Source organism: Caulobacter segnis, assembly GCF_003243465.1.
Lineage (GTDB): Bacteria > Pseudomonadota > Alphaproteobacteria > Caulobacterales > Caulobacteraceae > Caulobacter > Caulobacter segnis_A.
On record NZ_QFQZ01000003.1, the window covers coordinates 90,076 to 103,860 of the forward strand.

Consider the following 13,785-nt stretch of genomic DNA (forward strand, 5'->3'; position numbering starts at 1 on the left):
ACCGGATCGTTGCCCTGCGATAGAGTGACGTCGCCACGGCGCGCCACCCTCCATCGATCGTTCGCATTCGAGCGATCTGATTTTCGAAGCTGTTCGTTCTAGCGGCCGGACGCGGGTCCTGACACCGAGTGTCAGCAGGCCCGTTCGCGCGGCTTGCCAGCTTGCGCTGGAACGCCGAAGTTTCGCGGACGTTGTCGTCGCCTGGGCGGGCAAGCGCCACTACGTCCCGAGGAGCTCCCATGACCCCCGACGATCTGGCTCTCATCGATCTGGCCCCGATGACGCTGGCCGGCGTCGCGCCGAGCCCGGAGATCGAACGCTACCGCCAGGTCCGTGGGCGCACCGAGCTCTTGGCCGCTCCGCTGTCGCCGGAAGACCAGTCCGCCCAGTCGATGGCTGACGCGAGCCCGACGAAGTGGCATCGCGCCCATACCACCTGGTTCTTCGAGACCTTCCTGCTGGTCCCGTTTCTGCCCGGCTACGCCGTCTATGATCCCGACTACGGCTACCTGTTCAATTCCTATTACGAGGCCTTGGGGCCTCGGCAGCCGCGGCCGCAACGGGGGCTGCTGACGCGGCCCTCGACCCAGGCGGTGGGGGCCTACCGCGCGCACGTCGACGCCGCCATGGAGCGGCTTCTGGACGCCGCTCTGACCTCCGAAATCCGCGAGCGTCTGGACCTGGGCCTCGCCCATGAGGAGCAGCACCAGGAGCTGATCCTGATGGATATCCTGCACCTGTTCGCGCAGTCGCCGCTCAGCCCGGCCTACCAGGCCGGCGCGCCGGTCGGGCGTCCCGATCCGGGACCGCAAGCCTTCCATCGCTTCGACGGCGGCCTGGTCGAGATCGGCGCGGGCGACACGGGCTTTGCGTTCGATAACGAGCGTCCCCGGCACCGCGTCTATGTCGCGCCGTTCCGCCTGGCCGACCGCCTGGTCACCAACGGCGAATGGATCGATTTCATCGAGGCCGGCGGCTATCGGCGCGTCGATCTCTGGCTCTCTGAGGGCTGGGCGAAGGCCCAGGAAGAGGGCTGGGAGGCGCCGGCCTACTGGCGGCGGGAAGACGACAGAACCTGGACCACCATGACCCTGCGGGGTCGTTGGCCCGTCGATCCGTCCGCGCCGGTCGTCCATGTCAGCTATCACGAGGCCGCCGCCTATGCGGCCTGGCGGGGCAAGCGGCTGCCCACCGAAGCCGAGTGGGAAGTCGCCGCCGGCGCCGGACACGCGGGCCTGCGGCAGCTCTACGGCGCGGCCTGGCAGTGGACCTCCAGCGCCTACGCCGCCTATCCGGGCTTCAAGCCTGGGGCCGGCGCGCTGGGCGAATACAACGGCAAATTCATGGTCAACCAGATGGTCCTGCGCGGGGGCTGCGAGGCCACGCCGCCGGGCCATTCGCGCGCGACCTATCGAAACTTCTTCCATCCGGATCGCCGCTGGATGTTCGCCGGCGTGCGGCTGGCCGACGACGGCGGCCCCGAAGAGGCCTCGTCCGAGAACACCTTTCTGGCCGAGGTGATCGACGGGCTCTCCGCTACGCCCAAGACCCTGCCCGCGAAGTACTTCTACGACGCCGAGGGCTCTCGCCTGTTCGAGCAGATCTGCGATCTACCCGAATACTACCTGACCCGGACCGAGACGGCCCTGCTGCGCGAGATCGCGCCGGAGATCGCGGCGTACATCCCGGAGGACGCGGCCTTGGTCGAGTTCGGCAGCGGCGCCAGCACCAAGACCCGCCTCGTGTTGGACGCGGCGCCGCAGGTTTCGGTTTACGCGCCGATCGACATCAGCCCGACGGCGCTAGAGGCGGCCGCTGCCAGCCTGCGGGCGGACTATCCGGCGCTGACGATCGCGCCGCTGGTCGAGGACTTCACCAGGGCGATGTCACCGCCGCAGGCGTGGCGCGAACATCCTGTCGTGGGCTTCTTCCCCGGCTCCACGATCGGCAACTTCGCGCCGCCGGAGGCCGAGGCGCTGCTGCGCCAGGCGCGCGCGCTGCTGGGCGAGGGGGCCTTGTTCGTGGTCGGCGCCGACGTCGCCAAGGACCCGCAGGTTTTGATCCCAGCCTATGACGACGCCCAAGGCGTCACGGCGGCGTTCAACCGCAATGTGCTGGTCCATATCAATCGGGAGCTGGGCGGGACCTTCGACCCCGCCGCGTTCGCTCACCGAGCCGTCTGGAACGCCGGGGAAAGCCGGATCGAGATGCATCTGGAGAGCGTGCGCGAGCAAATCGTCATGGTCGGCGATCACGGCTTCCGTTTCGCCGCGGGCGAGACGATCCACACCGAGAACTCCTACAAGTATCGACCGCAGGCCTTCGAAACCATCGCCACGCGCGCCGGCTGGAGCGTCGCCCGTCGCTGGATCAGCGCCGATCCCGCCTTCGCGGTCTATCTGCTGACCGCCTGATCGGTGGAGCAGCCACGCGGACGCGAAAAAGCGCCGGTTCCGATCAGCTCGGAACCGGCGCTTTCGTACCGTGGGGCGGTCGCTTAAAGCCCGCGCTCGCCGGGCCGGCCGCCTCGGGAGGAGGATCCGCCTTTGCGGCCGGCGTTGGCGGCCAGGTCTCGATCCTTGGCGAAGCTGCGCTTTTCGCTAGGCACGCTCGCTCCGCCCTTCCTGGCGATCTCGCGACGGCGTTCCGGGTCCATGGCGGCGAAACCGCGACGACCGCGGGGACGTTCGCTATCGGTGTCCATCTGGGGCTCCTAGTCGGGACTGGTCACAGGCGGTACGAGCGAGGGCGCGACGCCATAGGGACGGTCGTCCCCAGGATCGACCGGCGGCGAGGTGGGGGGCTCCTCGACGGGGACGACGCCGGGCTCGTACTCGGGCGGCTTGGGCTCGGGCGGGGGCGGGGCGTCGGGGTCGGTCATTTTGGTGTCGTTTCCTGCGCGTTCCGGTGAAGTAACCAGCGAGGAGGCTTTCGGTTCACCAAGAAGCCGCACTAATTACGCCGGGCCGAGAACAATCGGTTGCAGAGGAGCCGCACCAAGATGACGCGCAATCCCAAGAAAACGCTGTCTGGCGCTCTGTCTCATTGGCGTCTGGCCGTGGCTTTCGTGGCCGGCCTCATCACATGGGTGGTGACGAAATTCATCGGCGGCCCCGACGGCGCCGGTCTTTTGCTGGCGTGGGACGTCGCGGCGCTAGTCTATCTCGCCACCATGTGGACGTTGTTCATTCGCTCCGACGAACGGGAGTTGCGCTCGCGCGCGGCGCGCTATGACGAGGGCGTGCCGGTGCTGATGCTGATCGTGCTGGTCGCGACCGCCGCCAGCCTTGGGGCCGTGGTCGATGCGATGCTGGCGGCCAAGCACCTGTCCAGCGATGCGAAAGGGGTCATCATCGGCAGCGCCGTGGCCACCCTCGTGCTCTCGTGGCTGGTGCTGCAGACGGTGTTTGTCCTGCACTACGCCCACCGCCATTTTGGGGCGGGCGAGGACAAGGGCGGTATCCAGTTTCCCGGCGAGCAGCCCAGCAGCTATCTCGACTTCGCCTATCTGGCCTTCAGCGTCGGCGCGACCTTCCAGGTCTCGGACAACAGTATCCTGACCTCCAGGCTGCGCCGGTTGGTCACCGCCCACGCGGCGGCCGCCTATTTCTACAACACCGCCGTCCTGGCGCTTGGCATCAACATCATCGCCAGCCTGATCGGCGGTTGAGGCGGTGCGGCGTGGCTAGCGCCGTCGCGGCGGCCCGCCACGACCGCCAAGGCCCTTGCCGTCTTCGGCCATCCGCTGCGCCGGCGTCTTCGGCAGTTCGTCCAGCTTGAGCAGGCCGTCCTTGTCGCGGTCGAGGAGGGCGAAGCGGGCCTTGGCGGCCTTGGCGGCTTCGTCGCGGGTGATGCGGCGGTTGAAGTCGGCGTCGGCGCTCATCACCGGCTCCGGCTCGGCGAGCAGGCTGTAGAGCGTGGCGCCCTGCAGGACGTTCGAGGCCAAGCCGGCCCCGCGACGGCTCCTCGGCGAGCCGTCTTCCCCCGGCGGTCCGCCGCCGGGGCCCTGGCCCATCGGCCCCCGGCGCAGGCCGGGCGCCGCGCCGCCGACGATCTCCGGCGCGATGCGGGTCTCGTAGGCCGACACCTCGAAGCCGTCGATCACCCCGTCATGGTCGGCGTCGACCACGGCGAAGAACCGCAGCGAGTCGGCGACGAACTCGCTCTGGCTCAGCGCGCCGTCGTGATTGGCGTCGGCGCCCGCGAACCAGGCGGCGACGGGGTAGGGCTGGCCGACGGGAGCGCGGAACGGCTCGCCGGCCGGACTGATGAACAACTGCCGCCCGCCCATCGCCCCCGGTCCGCCGCTCTCACCGCCGGGACGGCCTGGACCGCCAGGGGGCGTCTGGGGCGGGCTGCTGGCGCAGGCCGACAGGGTTGCGCCCAGGATGGCGGTGAGGGCGAGGGCGCGAAGCGTCATAGACCGGGTCTCCATAGCCAAGCTTTGAAGACCGCTCGCATTGCCGCGCAATGTCTGACGCGGCGGCAGAGCTTACGGCGGCGCAACAATTGACGAGGCTTTGTGGCCTTAAGCGGGCAGGCGCACGCAGGCGCGCAGGCCGCCCTCCGGGCGATTGACCAGGACGACGTCGCCGCCGTGGGTGCGGGCCAGCGAGCGGACGACCGCAAGCCCCAGGCCGATCCCGCCGGTCTCGCGATTGCGCGAAGGCTCGCCGCGATAGAAGGGTTCGAACACCCGCTCCAGCTCCGCGGGCGGCACGCCGGGGCCGTCGTCGTCGATCTCGATGATCGCCATGCCGTCTTCGGCGTAGACCCGGCCCCGGGCCGCCCCGCCGTATTTCAGGGCGTTCTCGACGAGGTTCTGCACGAGGCGCTTCAGCGCGACGGGATCCCCCTCGATCACCGTCTTTTCGGCGCGCTCCACCGTGGTGTCGCCGCCGGTCTCGGCGGCTTCGTCCATCACGCTTTCCAGCAGCGAGGCCAGCTCCAGCTTTGTCCGCTCGGCGGGCCGGTTGGTGTCTCGGACGAAGCCCAGGGTGGCGGCGATCATGGCCTCCATCTGGTCGATGTCGGCGGCCAGCTTGGGGCGGATGTCGTCGGGCGCGGCCTCGATCCGGAACTTCAGGCGGGTAAGGGGCGTGCGCAGGTCGTGGGCGATCGCCCCGACCATGGCCGTGCGGTCCTCGACATACCGGCGCAGCCGCTCCTGCATCATGTTGAAGGCCGACACCGCGGCGACGACCTCGGTCGAGCCCGAGAGATTGAGCGGCGGGGTGCGCGGGTCCTTGCCCAACCGCTCTGCGGCGTCGGCGAAGGCGGTGATCGGCTGGGAGAGGCGGCGGGCGAACAGCCAGGCCAGGGGCGTCACGGCGATGACCGACAGCAGCAGGATCAGCAGGATCCGCTGCTGCCAGCTGTCCAGCCGGAAGGTGGGCTTGGGCTCGACGACCAGCCAATGGCCGTCGCTCTGGCGCACGCCGAACTTGAAGTCGCCGAAGATCAGCGGCTCGTCCCGGCCCTGGCTCCGCGAGCCGGGCGGGCCACCGGATCCGGGCTCCCGGGCGAAAGGCTCGCGGGGCTGATGCGCGTTGGGTCGGGCGGGGCCGTCGTCTGAGGTCTTCGGCGGGTTGACCGGCGTGCGCCGCACGAAGAACCGCGGGCCATTGTCGATCTGCAGCTCGACCCGGTTCACCGGCACGCCGATCGCGCGGGCGATGCCGGCCTTGAAGTCGGCGCGTCGGATGCTGTCCTGTCCGTTGGAGCGCAGCGAGCTCCGTTCCTTGACGACCAAGAGGCGGCCGTCGCGCGGCTGGACGGGCTGGCCGGTCTTGAGCGCGCGGACGATCTCGGCCGAGCGATAGAATTCGGGCGGCGGCGGCGGCAGGTTGAAGATGACCGCGATGGCGATCAACTGGGCGGCCACCAGCGTGACGATCACCAGCCCGAGAGCCTGCACGAACAGCGGCGCGCCGCGCCGAAACATCGTCATGGGGTGCGCACGACCTTGGCGGTGAACATGTAGCCTTCGCTGCGGATCGTGCGGATCAGCTCGCCGCCGCCGCCGTCGTCCAGCTTGCGCCGCAGACGGCTGATCTGGACGTCGATCGCGCGGTCATAGGCGTCGCTGTCGCGGCCCCGGGCCAGATCCAGCAGTTGGTCGCGCGTCAGGACGCGCTGCGGACGCTCGACGAAGGCGCGAAGCAGCGAGAATTCGCCGCTGGAGAGGTTGACCACCACCGACTGCGGCGAGCGCAATTCGCGACGCACCAGATCCAGGCGCCAGCCGGCGAACTCGCACGCCGCGCCGATCACGTCGTCGGCCACGCGGGGTTCCTGCCGACGACGCAGCACGGCCCGGACGCGGGCGAGAAGCTCGCGCGGATTGCAGGGCTTGGGCAGGTAGTCGTCGGCGCCGAGCTCCAGGCCCACGATCCGGTCGGTCTCTTCGCCCATCGCCGACAGCATGATGATCGCCGGGCCATCGGCGGCGGCGGACAGGCGACGGCAGATCGCCAGTCCGTCCTCGCCGGGCAGCATCACGTCCAGGACCACCAGGTCGACCGGGCCCCTGGCCAGGACCTGCTCCATGGTGCGGGCGTCCTGGGCGGTCTCGACGGCGTAGCCGTGGCGGGCGAGGAAGTCGGAGACCACGTCGCGGATGCCGGGGTCGTCATCGACGATCAGGATGCGGGACGCGGCGCCACGTGACGCGTCGGGATCGCCTTGGAGCGTGTTTGGGGCGTTTTCCATGGGGATCTTCCTGTCACGGCCCTGTCACGCTCAGATTTCATCTCTGCAACAGCCATGCAACCCCGGCATGGCATCGCCAGGGTGCGTCGACGGCCGCTCCCCCCACCCTGCGGTCGGCCGGCGCGTGGACCCGATCCGCTTCCCCCTGTTTAGCGGGTCGGGTTCCTGCCTCAGCCCGGCGAGTGGCTTTCCGGCGCGGCGTAGTGCGCGCCCTGGGCCTTCATCGCCGCCACGGCGCGATCGCCGACGAACGGATTGCCGCGGCGCTCGGCGCCGAAGCTGGACATCGGGCCGTGGCCCGGCACGAACCGCACGTCGTCGCCCAGCGGCCACAGCTTCTGAGTGATGGCGTCGATCAGGTCCTGGTGATTGCCCATCGGGAAGTCGGTTCGTCCGATCGAGCCCTGGAACAGCACGTCGCCCACCTGGGCGAACTTGGTGGCGCGGTGGAAGAACACCACGTGGCCCGGCGTGTGGCCGGGGCAGTGCAGGACCTCGAACTCGGTCTCGCCCAGGGTGACCTTGTCGCCGTCGTGCAGCCAGCGGTCGGTCACGAAGATCCGGGCCTCGGGCATGCCATACATCTCGCCGCTCTGCTGGATGCGGTCGATCCAGAACTGGTCGGCCTCGTGCGGGCCCTCGATCGGAACGCCGGTGCGCGCCTTCAGCTCGGCCGCGCCGCCGGCGTGGTCCATGTGGCCGTGGGTGATCCAGATCTTCTCCAGCGTCAGGCCCTTGTCGGCCAAGGCCTTCAGCAACCGGTCGACCTCGCCGCCGGGATCGATGATCGCGGCCTTCATCGTCCTCGTGCACCAGACGATCGTGCAGTTCTGCTGCAGCGGCGTGACCGGCGCGATCACGGCCGCGATGGGCATGGCGTCACTCATCCAGGCGAGCTCCAAAGGAAAAGGGCGGGAGCCGAAGCGCCCGCCCTTCTGACCTAAAGCCTATCGGCCAGAGATCAAGCCAACCTTGTCAGTCGCGCTCTTCCTTCGAGCCCGGCGCGGGGGCGCCTGGCATCGGCGGAACCGGGCCGGCCGGCGCGTCGGCGGCCAGTTCCGGGACCTCGGTGAGGCCGCGGCCGACGTGGCTCTTGCGGTAGCCGTAGGCGAAGTAGATCACCAGGCCGATCGCGCCCCAGACGGGCAGCACGGCCATGGCTTCGAGCGGCAGGTTGAAATACAGCACCGCGCAGCCGACCAGCGAGATCGGGGCGATCACCCAAACCAGCGGCGTGCGGAACGGGCGGTGGCGGTTCGGATCCTTCACGCGCAGAACCATCACGGCGATCGACACCATGAAGAAGGCGAACAGCGTGCCCGAGTTCGAGATGTCGGCCAGCTGACCGACCGGGAAGAACGCGCCGGCCAGGGCGACGAACAGGCCCGTGACGATGGTCACGATATGCGGCGTCTTGAACTTCGGGTGGATGGTTGCGAGCTTCTCCGGCAGCAGGCCGTCGCGCGCCATCACGAAGAAGATCCGGGTCTGGCCGTAGATCATCATCAGGATGACCGAGGGCAGGGCCAGGTTCGCCGCCAGGCCCAGCAGGTTGCCGACCAGCGGGAAGTTGATCTGGCGCAGGACGTGGGCCAGGGCCTCGTTCGAGCAGACCAGGGCGTCCTTGTTGGCGGCCAGGTTGCAGGCGGCGGTGAAGGCGGCCGAACCCGGCTGGACGGCCGAGCCGTCGGCGCCGACGACCGGCTGGGCGCCAACCGCGCCGATCGCGCCCGCCGCGACCAGCAGATAGAAGATGGTGCACAGCGCCAGCGAACCGATCAGGCCGATCGGGACGTTGCGCTGCGGGTTCTTGGTTTCCTCGGCGGCGGTCGAGACCGCGTCGAAGCCGACATAGGCGAAGAAGATCGAGGCGGCGGCGCCGACCACGCCCATGCCGGTGGTGCCCGCGGGACCAAACCAGCCGTTCGGGGTGAACGGCGAGAAGTTGCCGGACTTCAGAACCGGCAGGGCCAGGACGATGAACACGCTCAGGGCGGTGACCTTGATGGCCACCAGGAACGCGTTGACGGTGGCGCTTTCGGTGGTGCCGACGACCAGCAGGGCGGTGACGGCCAGGGCCACGACGATGGCCGGGACGTTGACGATGCCGGCGCTGAAGTCGGCGACCGGCATCCAGCCGTTCATCGACCAGGCCGGGCCATGCCGAATGGCGTCGGGCCAGTGGAATCCGAGCGCGTGCTCGATCAGGCCTAGGAAGTAGCCGGACCAGCCGACCGACACGGCGCTGGCGGCGACCGCATATTCCAGGATTAGCGCCCAGCCGACCATCCAGGCCAGCAGTTCGCCCATGACGGCGTAGGAGTAGGTGTAGGCCGAGCCCGAGACGGGCACCATCGAAGCCAGTTCAGAATAGCAGAGCGCGGCGAAGGCGCAGACGGCGCCGGCGATCACGAAGCTCCACATCATGCCGGGACCGGCTTTCTGAGCCGCGGCGGCGGTCAGAACGAAGATGCCGGTGCCGATGATCGCGCCAACCCCCAGCAGCGTCAGCTGCACGGGACCCAGCGAGCGGTGCAGCGATTTTTTCTCGGCCGTCGCTAGGATCGCATCAAGCGATTTTACGCGCCACATAGTTCCTCCTGGATAGGCAAGACTCCCCCGGGGGTCGCCTTTGGAAAATTTTGCGGACCGTGACCCTTTTATGAGCATGGGGTCAAGGCCAGGCGGTTAAAGCGCGTAAATGTTCTCCGCCCGCCTGACTAGTCTAGAGATGCTTGGCGTGAAGCGGCCCGGCCGGTAAAGCCGGCGCGATGTTGCCCATTTTCGAGGCCCTTCCGGCGCTGAAAGGCGCCCTGTCCGCGCGGGAGACCGCCGTTCTCGTCGCCCCGCCCGGCGCGGGCAAGACCACGGCCGTTCCCTTGGCGCTCCTGGAAGAGTCGTGGGTCCAAGGCCGCAAGCTGATCGTCCTGGAGCCGCGCCGGCTGGCCGCGCGCGCCGCCGCCTCGCGCATGGCCGCCAATCTCGGCGAATCCGTCGGCGAGACGGTGGGCTTTCGCGTGCGTCTGCAGTCGAAGGTCTCGGCGCGGACGCGGATCGAGGTGGTGACCGAGGGCGTCTTCACGCGGATGATTCTCGACGACCCGGGCCTTGATGGGGTCGCGGCGGTGCTGTTCGACGAGTTCCACGAGCGCAGCCTGGACGCCGACCTGGGGCTGGCGTTCGCGCGCGACGTCCAGAGCGTGTTGCGCGATGATCTTCGCCTGCTGGTCATGTCCGCCACCCTGGACGGCGCGCGGATCTCGGCCTTGCTGGGCGATGCGCCGGTCGTCGAGAGCCAGGGCCGGATGTTCCCCGTCGACACGCGCTATCTCGGCCGCGACGAACGCCAGCGCCTGGAGGAGCGCGTCGGCCGCGCGGTCGAACGGGCCTTGGCCGAGGAAAGCGGCTCGGTCCTGGTCTTCCTGCCGGGGCAGGGCGAGATTCGCCGGGCCGAGAGCTGGCTGAACGAGCGTTTGCGCCGTTCCGACGTGGACGTCGCGCCGCTCTATGGCGCGTTGGAGCCGGCCGCCCAGGACCGCGCCATTTCGCCTTCGCCGCCCGGCCGCCGCAAGGTGGTGCTGGCCACCTCGATCGCCGAGACCAGCCTGACCATCGAGGGCGTGCGCGTGGTCATCGACGCCGGCCTCGCCCGCGTGCCGCGCTATGATCCCGCCTCCGGCATCACGCGGCTGGAGACCGTGCGCGTCAGCCGCGCCGCCGCCGACCAGCGCAGGGGCCGCGCCGGCCGGACCGAGCCCGGCGTCTGCTACCGCCTGTGGGACGAGCCCGAGACCCGCTCGCTGCCGGCCTTCGCGCGACCGGAGATTTTGGAAGCCGACCTTTCGCGCCTGGCGCTGGATCTGGCCCGCTGGGGCGCGAGGGACGCGCGCGGCCTGACCTTCCTCGATCCGCCGCCGGCCGCCGCGTTCGCGGAGGCGCGAGGCCTGCTGACCCGCATCCAGGCGCTCGACGCCCACGGCGATCTCACCGCCCATGGCAAGGCCCTGGCGGACATGCCGCTGCCGCCGCGTCTGGCGCACATGGTCGTGCGCGGCGCCGCCTCCGGCCAGGCGCGCGAGGCCGCCGAGGTCGCCGCCGTGCTGACCGAACAGGGCCTGGGCGGCAAGGATGTCGATCTGCGCCGGCGGCTGGAAAACCTGCACCGCGACCGCTCGCCGAGAGCGCGCGACGCCATGGCCCTGGTCGAGCGCTGGTCGCGTGCGGCGGGCAAGCGGTCCGGTGCGAAGGCGCTTGAGGTCGGCCTGATGCTGGCCGAGGCCTATCCCGAACGGGTGACCAAGGCGCGCGGCAAGCCCGGCGAGTTCCAACTGGCTGGCGGGCGCGGGGTCTATCTGGAGCCGACCGATCCGCTTGCCCGAGAGGCCTGGCTGGCCGTGGGCGAACTGGGCGGCGGCGACAGTCGCGACCGCATCCTGCTGGCCGCCGCCGTCGAGGAGGCGGATCTGCGCGAGACCTTCGCCGATCGCCTGGTCGCCGAGGATCGCCTGGAGACTTCCGGCGGCAAGGTGCGCGCCAAGCGGCTGCTGCGCCTGGGCAAGCTGGTCCTTGAAGAGCGGCTGGTCGAGAACCCCGACCCGGCGATGATCGCCGGCGCGCTGCTGGACCAGGTCCGCGCCGAGGGGCTGTCGGCTCTGCGCCTGGGCGAGCGGGGCAGGGCGCTGCTGGACCGCGTGGCCTTCCTGCGAGAAGTCGACGGCGAGGACTGGCCGGACCTGTCCGAAGCCGCCCTGATCGGGCGCCTCGACGAGTGGCTGGAGCCGTTGCTGGCCGGTCGCTCCTCGCTGTCCAGCCTGGACGAGGGGACGCTGCACGACGCGCTGAAGACGCTCGTGCCATGGGAGCTGCAGCGCAAGATGGACGCGATGCTGCCGGCCCGCTTCGAGGCGCCGACCGGCAACACCTTCGCCATCGACTACGCCGCCGAAGGCGGGCCGCGCGTCGAGGTGCGGGTCGGCGAGCTCTATGGCCTGGCCGAGCATCCCAGCGTCGCCGGCGGCAAGGTCCCGCTGACCCTGGCCTTGTTGTCGCCCGCCCACCGCCCGATCCAGATCACCAAGGACCTGCCGGGCTTCTGGAAAGGCTCCTGGCGCGAGGTGAAGGTCGAGATGAAAGGGCGCTATCCGAGGCACGTTTGGCCGGATGATCCGGCCAGCGCCGCGCCGGTGACGCGGGCGAAGCCCCGGGGGACGTGAGGTCTGCATGAGAAATCCTCCCCCTCGCGGGGGAGGTGTCGGCTCGAAGAGACGACGGAGGGGGAAGAGGCAGGGGCGCAGGACTTCCCCCACCGGCGCTTCGCGCCGCCTCCCCCGCTAGCGGGAGGATTGGAGAAGGCCTACCCCGTCACCGTGTAGATCATGATCCCCGTCGCCACCGACAGGTTCAGGCTGTCGGCGCGGCCGCGCATCGGAATCTTGACGTTGACGTCGCAGGCCGCCGCCAGCTCGGGGGGGAGGCCCTGTTGCTCGTTTCCCATCAGGATCAGTGACGGCTTCACATAGTCGGCGGACTTGTGGTCGACGGTGGCAGTCAGCAGCGTACCGACCACGCTGCCGGGCCAGGTGGCGCGCCAGGCCAGGAACTCGGGGATGGTGGCCTTGGCGATCTTCACGGCGAAGATCGAGCCCATGGTCGCGCGCACGCCCTCGACCGAATAGGGATCCACGCAGTCGCCGACCAGGATCACCCCGCCGCAGCCGGCCGCGTCGGCGGTGCGGATGACGGTGCCGAGGTTGCCAGGATCGCGGACGGCCTGCATGGCCACCCAGCAGGGCGCGCTTTCCGGCATGATAGCCGCCAGCGGCGTGAACACCTGCTTGAACACCGCCACCACGGCCTGGGGATTGTCCCGGCGCGAGACCTTCTCGAGGATTTCGCGATTGACCTCAATGACTTCGCCGCCGGCCTTCAGGCACGCGGCGACGGCCTTTTTCAGCATCGGGTGGTCGGCCGCGTCGGGGCCGTACATGACGATCTTGGGCGCGCGGCCGCAGTCGATCGCCTCGATGACGATCTTCAGGCCCTCGGCCAGGAACAGGCCGCTCTCCTCGCGCTCCTTGCGCATGTGCAGGGCGCGGACGGCCTTCACCGTATTGTTGGTCAAGGAGGTGACGGTCTTGGTGCTCATGGACTAGCCCTCCGAGGACCAGCGGGCGAAGAACGACAGGCCGATCTGGCGGTCGCCCTTGTCCTCGACCAGCGAAAGCTCGCCCCAGTCGATGACGCCGCCACGTCCTTGCAGCTCCTGGGCCAGCAGGCCCGACAGCGCCGCGCCCGAGACGCGGGCGGCGTAGGCGTTCATCAGCAGGAACGAAGCGTCCTCGCTGAGCAGGGCCGCGACGTCGCGGGTCAGGCCCGCCAGGTCCTCGAACAGGCGCCAGACCTCGCCGTCGGCGCCGCGGCCGAACTTCGGCGGGTCCAGGATGATGCCGTCATAGACATTGCCGCGCCGGACTTCGCGGGCCACGAACTTGCGGGCGTCCTCGACGATCCAGCGAATGGGCTTGTCGGCGAGGCCGGCGAAGGCGGCGTTTTCGCGCGCGAAACCGACCGATTTCTTGGAGGCGTCGACATGGGTGACGGCCGCGCCGGCGGCGGCGCAGACCAGCGAGGCCACGCCGGTATAGCCGAACAGATTCAGGATCTTGGGCTGGCGGCCTGAGGTCTTTGCGAAGGCCCGGACGCGCTCGTCCTGCCAGGCCCAGTTGGCCGCCTGCTCCGGGAAGAAGGCCAGGTGGCGGAAGGGCGTGAACTGGCCGTGGAACTTGGCGTCGCCCCAGGCCAGCGGGAACTTCTCGATCGGCTTGCCCTTGAAGCGCCAGCGCCCGGCCTCGTCCTCGTCGGTGGGGTCGAAGACGGCGTCGGCGTTGTCCCAGACCTTCGGGTCCAGGCGCGGCGCCCAGAAGCACTGCGGCTCGGGTCGCACGACCGTGTAGCGGCCGTAGCGCTCCAGCTTCTTGCCGTGGCCGCTGTCCAGCAGGGCGTAGTCCGCCCAGCCGGTGGTGCGCATGACGATGGGGGCGGGAGCGATCTTCGGAGCCATCGCCCGCCCATACC

The 13,785-nt window shown here is 69.6% G+C and carries 12 protein-coding genes; 3 read left to right on the plus strand and 9 right to left on the minus strand.

Going from position 1 to position 13,785, the window contains the following annotated elements; genetic code table 11:
* Positions 1-239 precede the first annotated feature (239 nt).
* On the plus strand, positions 240-2,414 hold the full coding sequence (gene egtB, locus DI526_RS02035) for an ergothioneine biosynthesis protein EgtB (protein ID WP_304273528.1): 2,175 nt from the start codon (positions 240-242) through the stop codon (positions 2,412-2,414).
* Positions 2,415-2,497: 83 nt separating this feature from the next.
* On the opposite strand, the gene DI526_RS02040 is transcribed toward egtB, so the two are convergent.
* Entirely contained in the window at positions 2,498-2,704 is a 207-nt protein-coding gene (locus tag DI526_RS02040) for a general stress protein (protein WP_013079804.1), read from the minus strand.
* Between the two features lie 9 nt (positions 2,705-2,713).
* Entirely contained in the window at positions 2,714-2,881 is a 168-nt protein-coding gene (locus tag DI526_RS02045) for a hypothetical protein (RefSeq protein ID WP_304273530.1), read from the minus strand.
* A gap of 120 nt (positions 2,882-3,001) precedes the next feature.
* Here DI526_RS02045 and DI526_RS02050 point away from each other — a divergent pair, with 120 nt between their 5' ends.
* Positions 3,002-3,670 (plus strand): DUF1345 domain-containing protein, encoded by a 669-nt coding sequence (locus DI526_RS02050; RefSeq protein WP_304273532.1) that lies wholly within the window; start codon positions 3,002-3,004, stop codon positions 3,668-3,670.
* A gap of 15 nt (positions 3,671-3,685) precedes the next feature.
* Here the strand turns inward: DI526_RS02050 and DI526_RS02055 are convergent, their stop codons facing one another.
* From DI526_RS02055 to DI526_RS02075, 5 genes are all read right to left on the minus strand, one after another.
* Entirely contained in the window at positions 3,686-4,420 is a 735-nt protein-coding gene (locus tag DI526_RS02055; protein ID WP_304273534.1) for a hypothetical protein, read from the minus strand.
* A 108-nt stretch (positions 4,421-4,528) separates the two neighbouring features.
* Entirely contained in the window at positions 4,529-5,950 is a 1,422-nt protein-coding gene (locus DI526_RS02060) for an ATP-binding protein (RefSeq protein WP_304273535.1), read from the minus strand.
* Positions 5,947-6,711, minus strand: a complete 765-nt coding sequence (locus DI526_RS02065; protein WP_304273537.1) for a response regulator — start codon at positions 6,709-6,711, stop codon at positions 5,947-5,949. The genes DI526_RS02060 and DI526_RS02065 overlap by 4 nt, the downstream gene beginning before the upstream one ends.
* A gap of 170 nt (positions 6,712-6,881) precedes the next feature.
* Complete coding sequence (locus DI526_RS02070) at positions 6,882-7,598, minus strand: MBL fold metallo-hydrolase (RefSeq protein ID WP_304273539.1); 717 nt, start codon at positions 7,596-7,598, stop codon at positions 6,882-6,884.
* Between the two features lie 88 nt (positions 7,599-7,686).
* Positions 7,687-9,303, minus strand: a complete 1,617-nt coding sequence (locus DI526_RS02075) for an amino acid permease (protein WP_304273541.1) — start codon at positions 9,301-9,303, stop codon at positions 7,687-7,689.
* A gap of 179 nt (positions 9,304-9,482) precedes the next feature.
* On the opposite strand from DI526_RS02075, the gene hrpB reads away from it, so the two are divergent.
* Positions 9,483-11,924, plus strand: a complete 2,442-nt coding sequence (gene hrpB / locus DI526_RS02080; RefSeq protein WP_304273542.1) for an ATP-dependent helicase HrpB — start codon at positions 9,483-9,485, stop codon at positions 11,922-11,924.
* Positions 11,925-12,064: 140 nt separating this feature from the next.
* Here hrpB and DI526_RS02085 read toward each other — a convergent pair whose 3' ends face one another.
* Entirely contained in the window at positions 12,065-12,856 is a 792-nt protein-coding gene (locus DI526_RS02085; protein WP_304273544.1) for an RNA methyltransferase, read from the minus strand.
* A 3-nt stretch (positions 12,857-12,859) separates the two neighbouring features.
* Positions 12,860-13,771: a class I SAM-dependent methyltransferase gene (locus tag DI526_RS02090; RefSeq protein WP_304273546.1), complete on the minus strand. Its 912-nt coding sequence runs from the start codon at positions 13,769-13,771 to the stop codon at positions 12,860-12,862.
* Between the last annotated feature and the right edge of the window lie 14 nt (positions 13,772-13,785).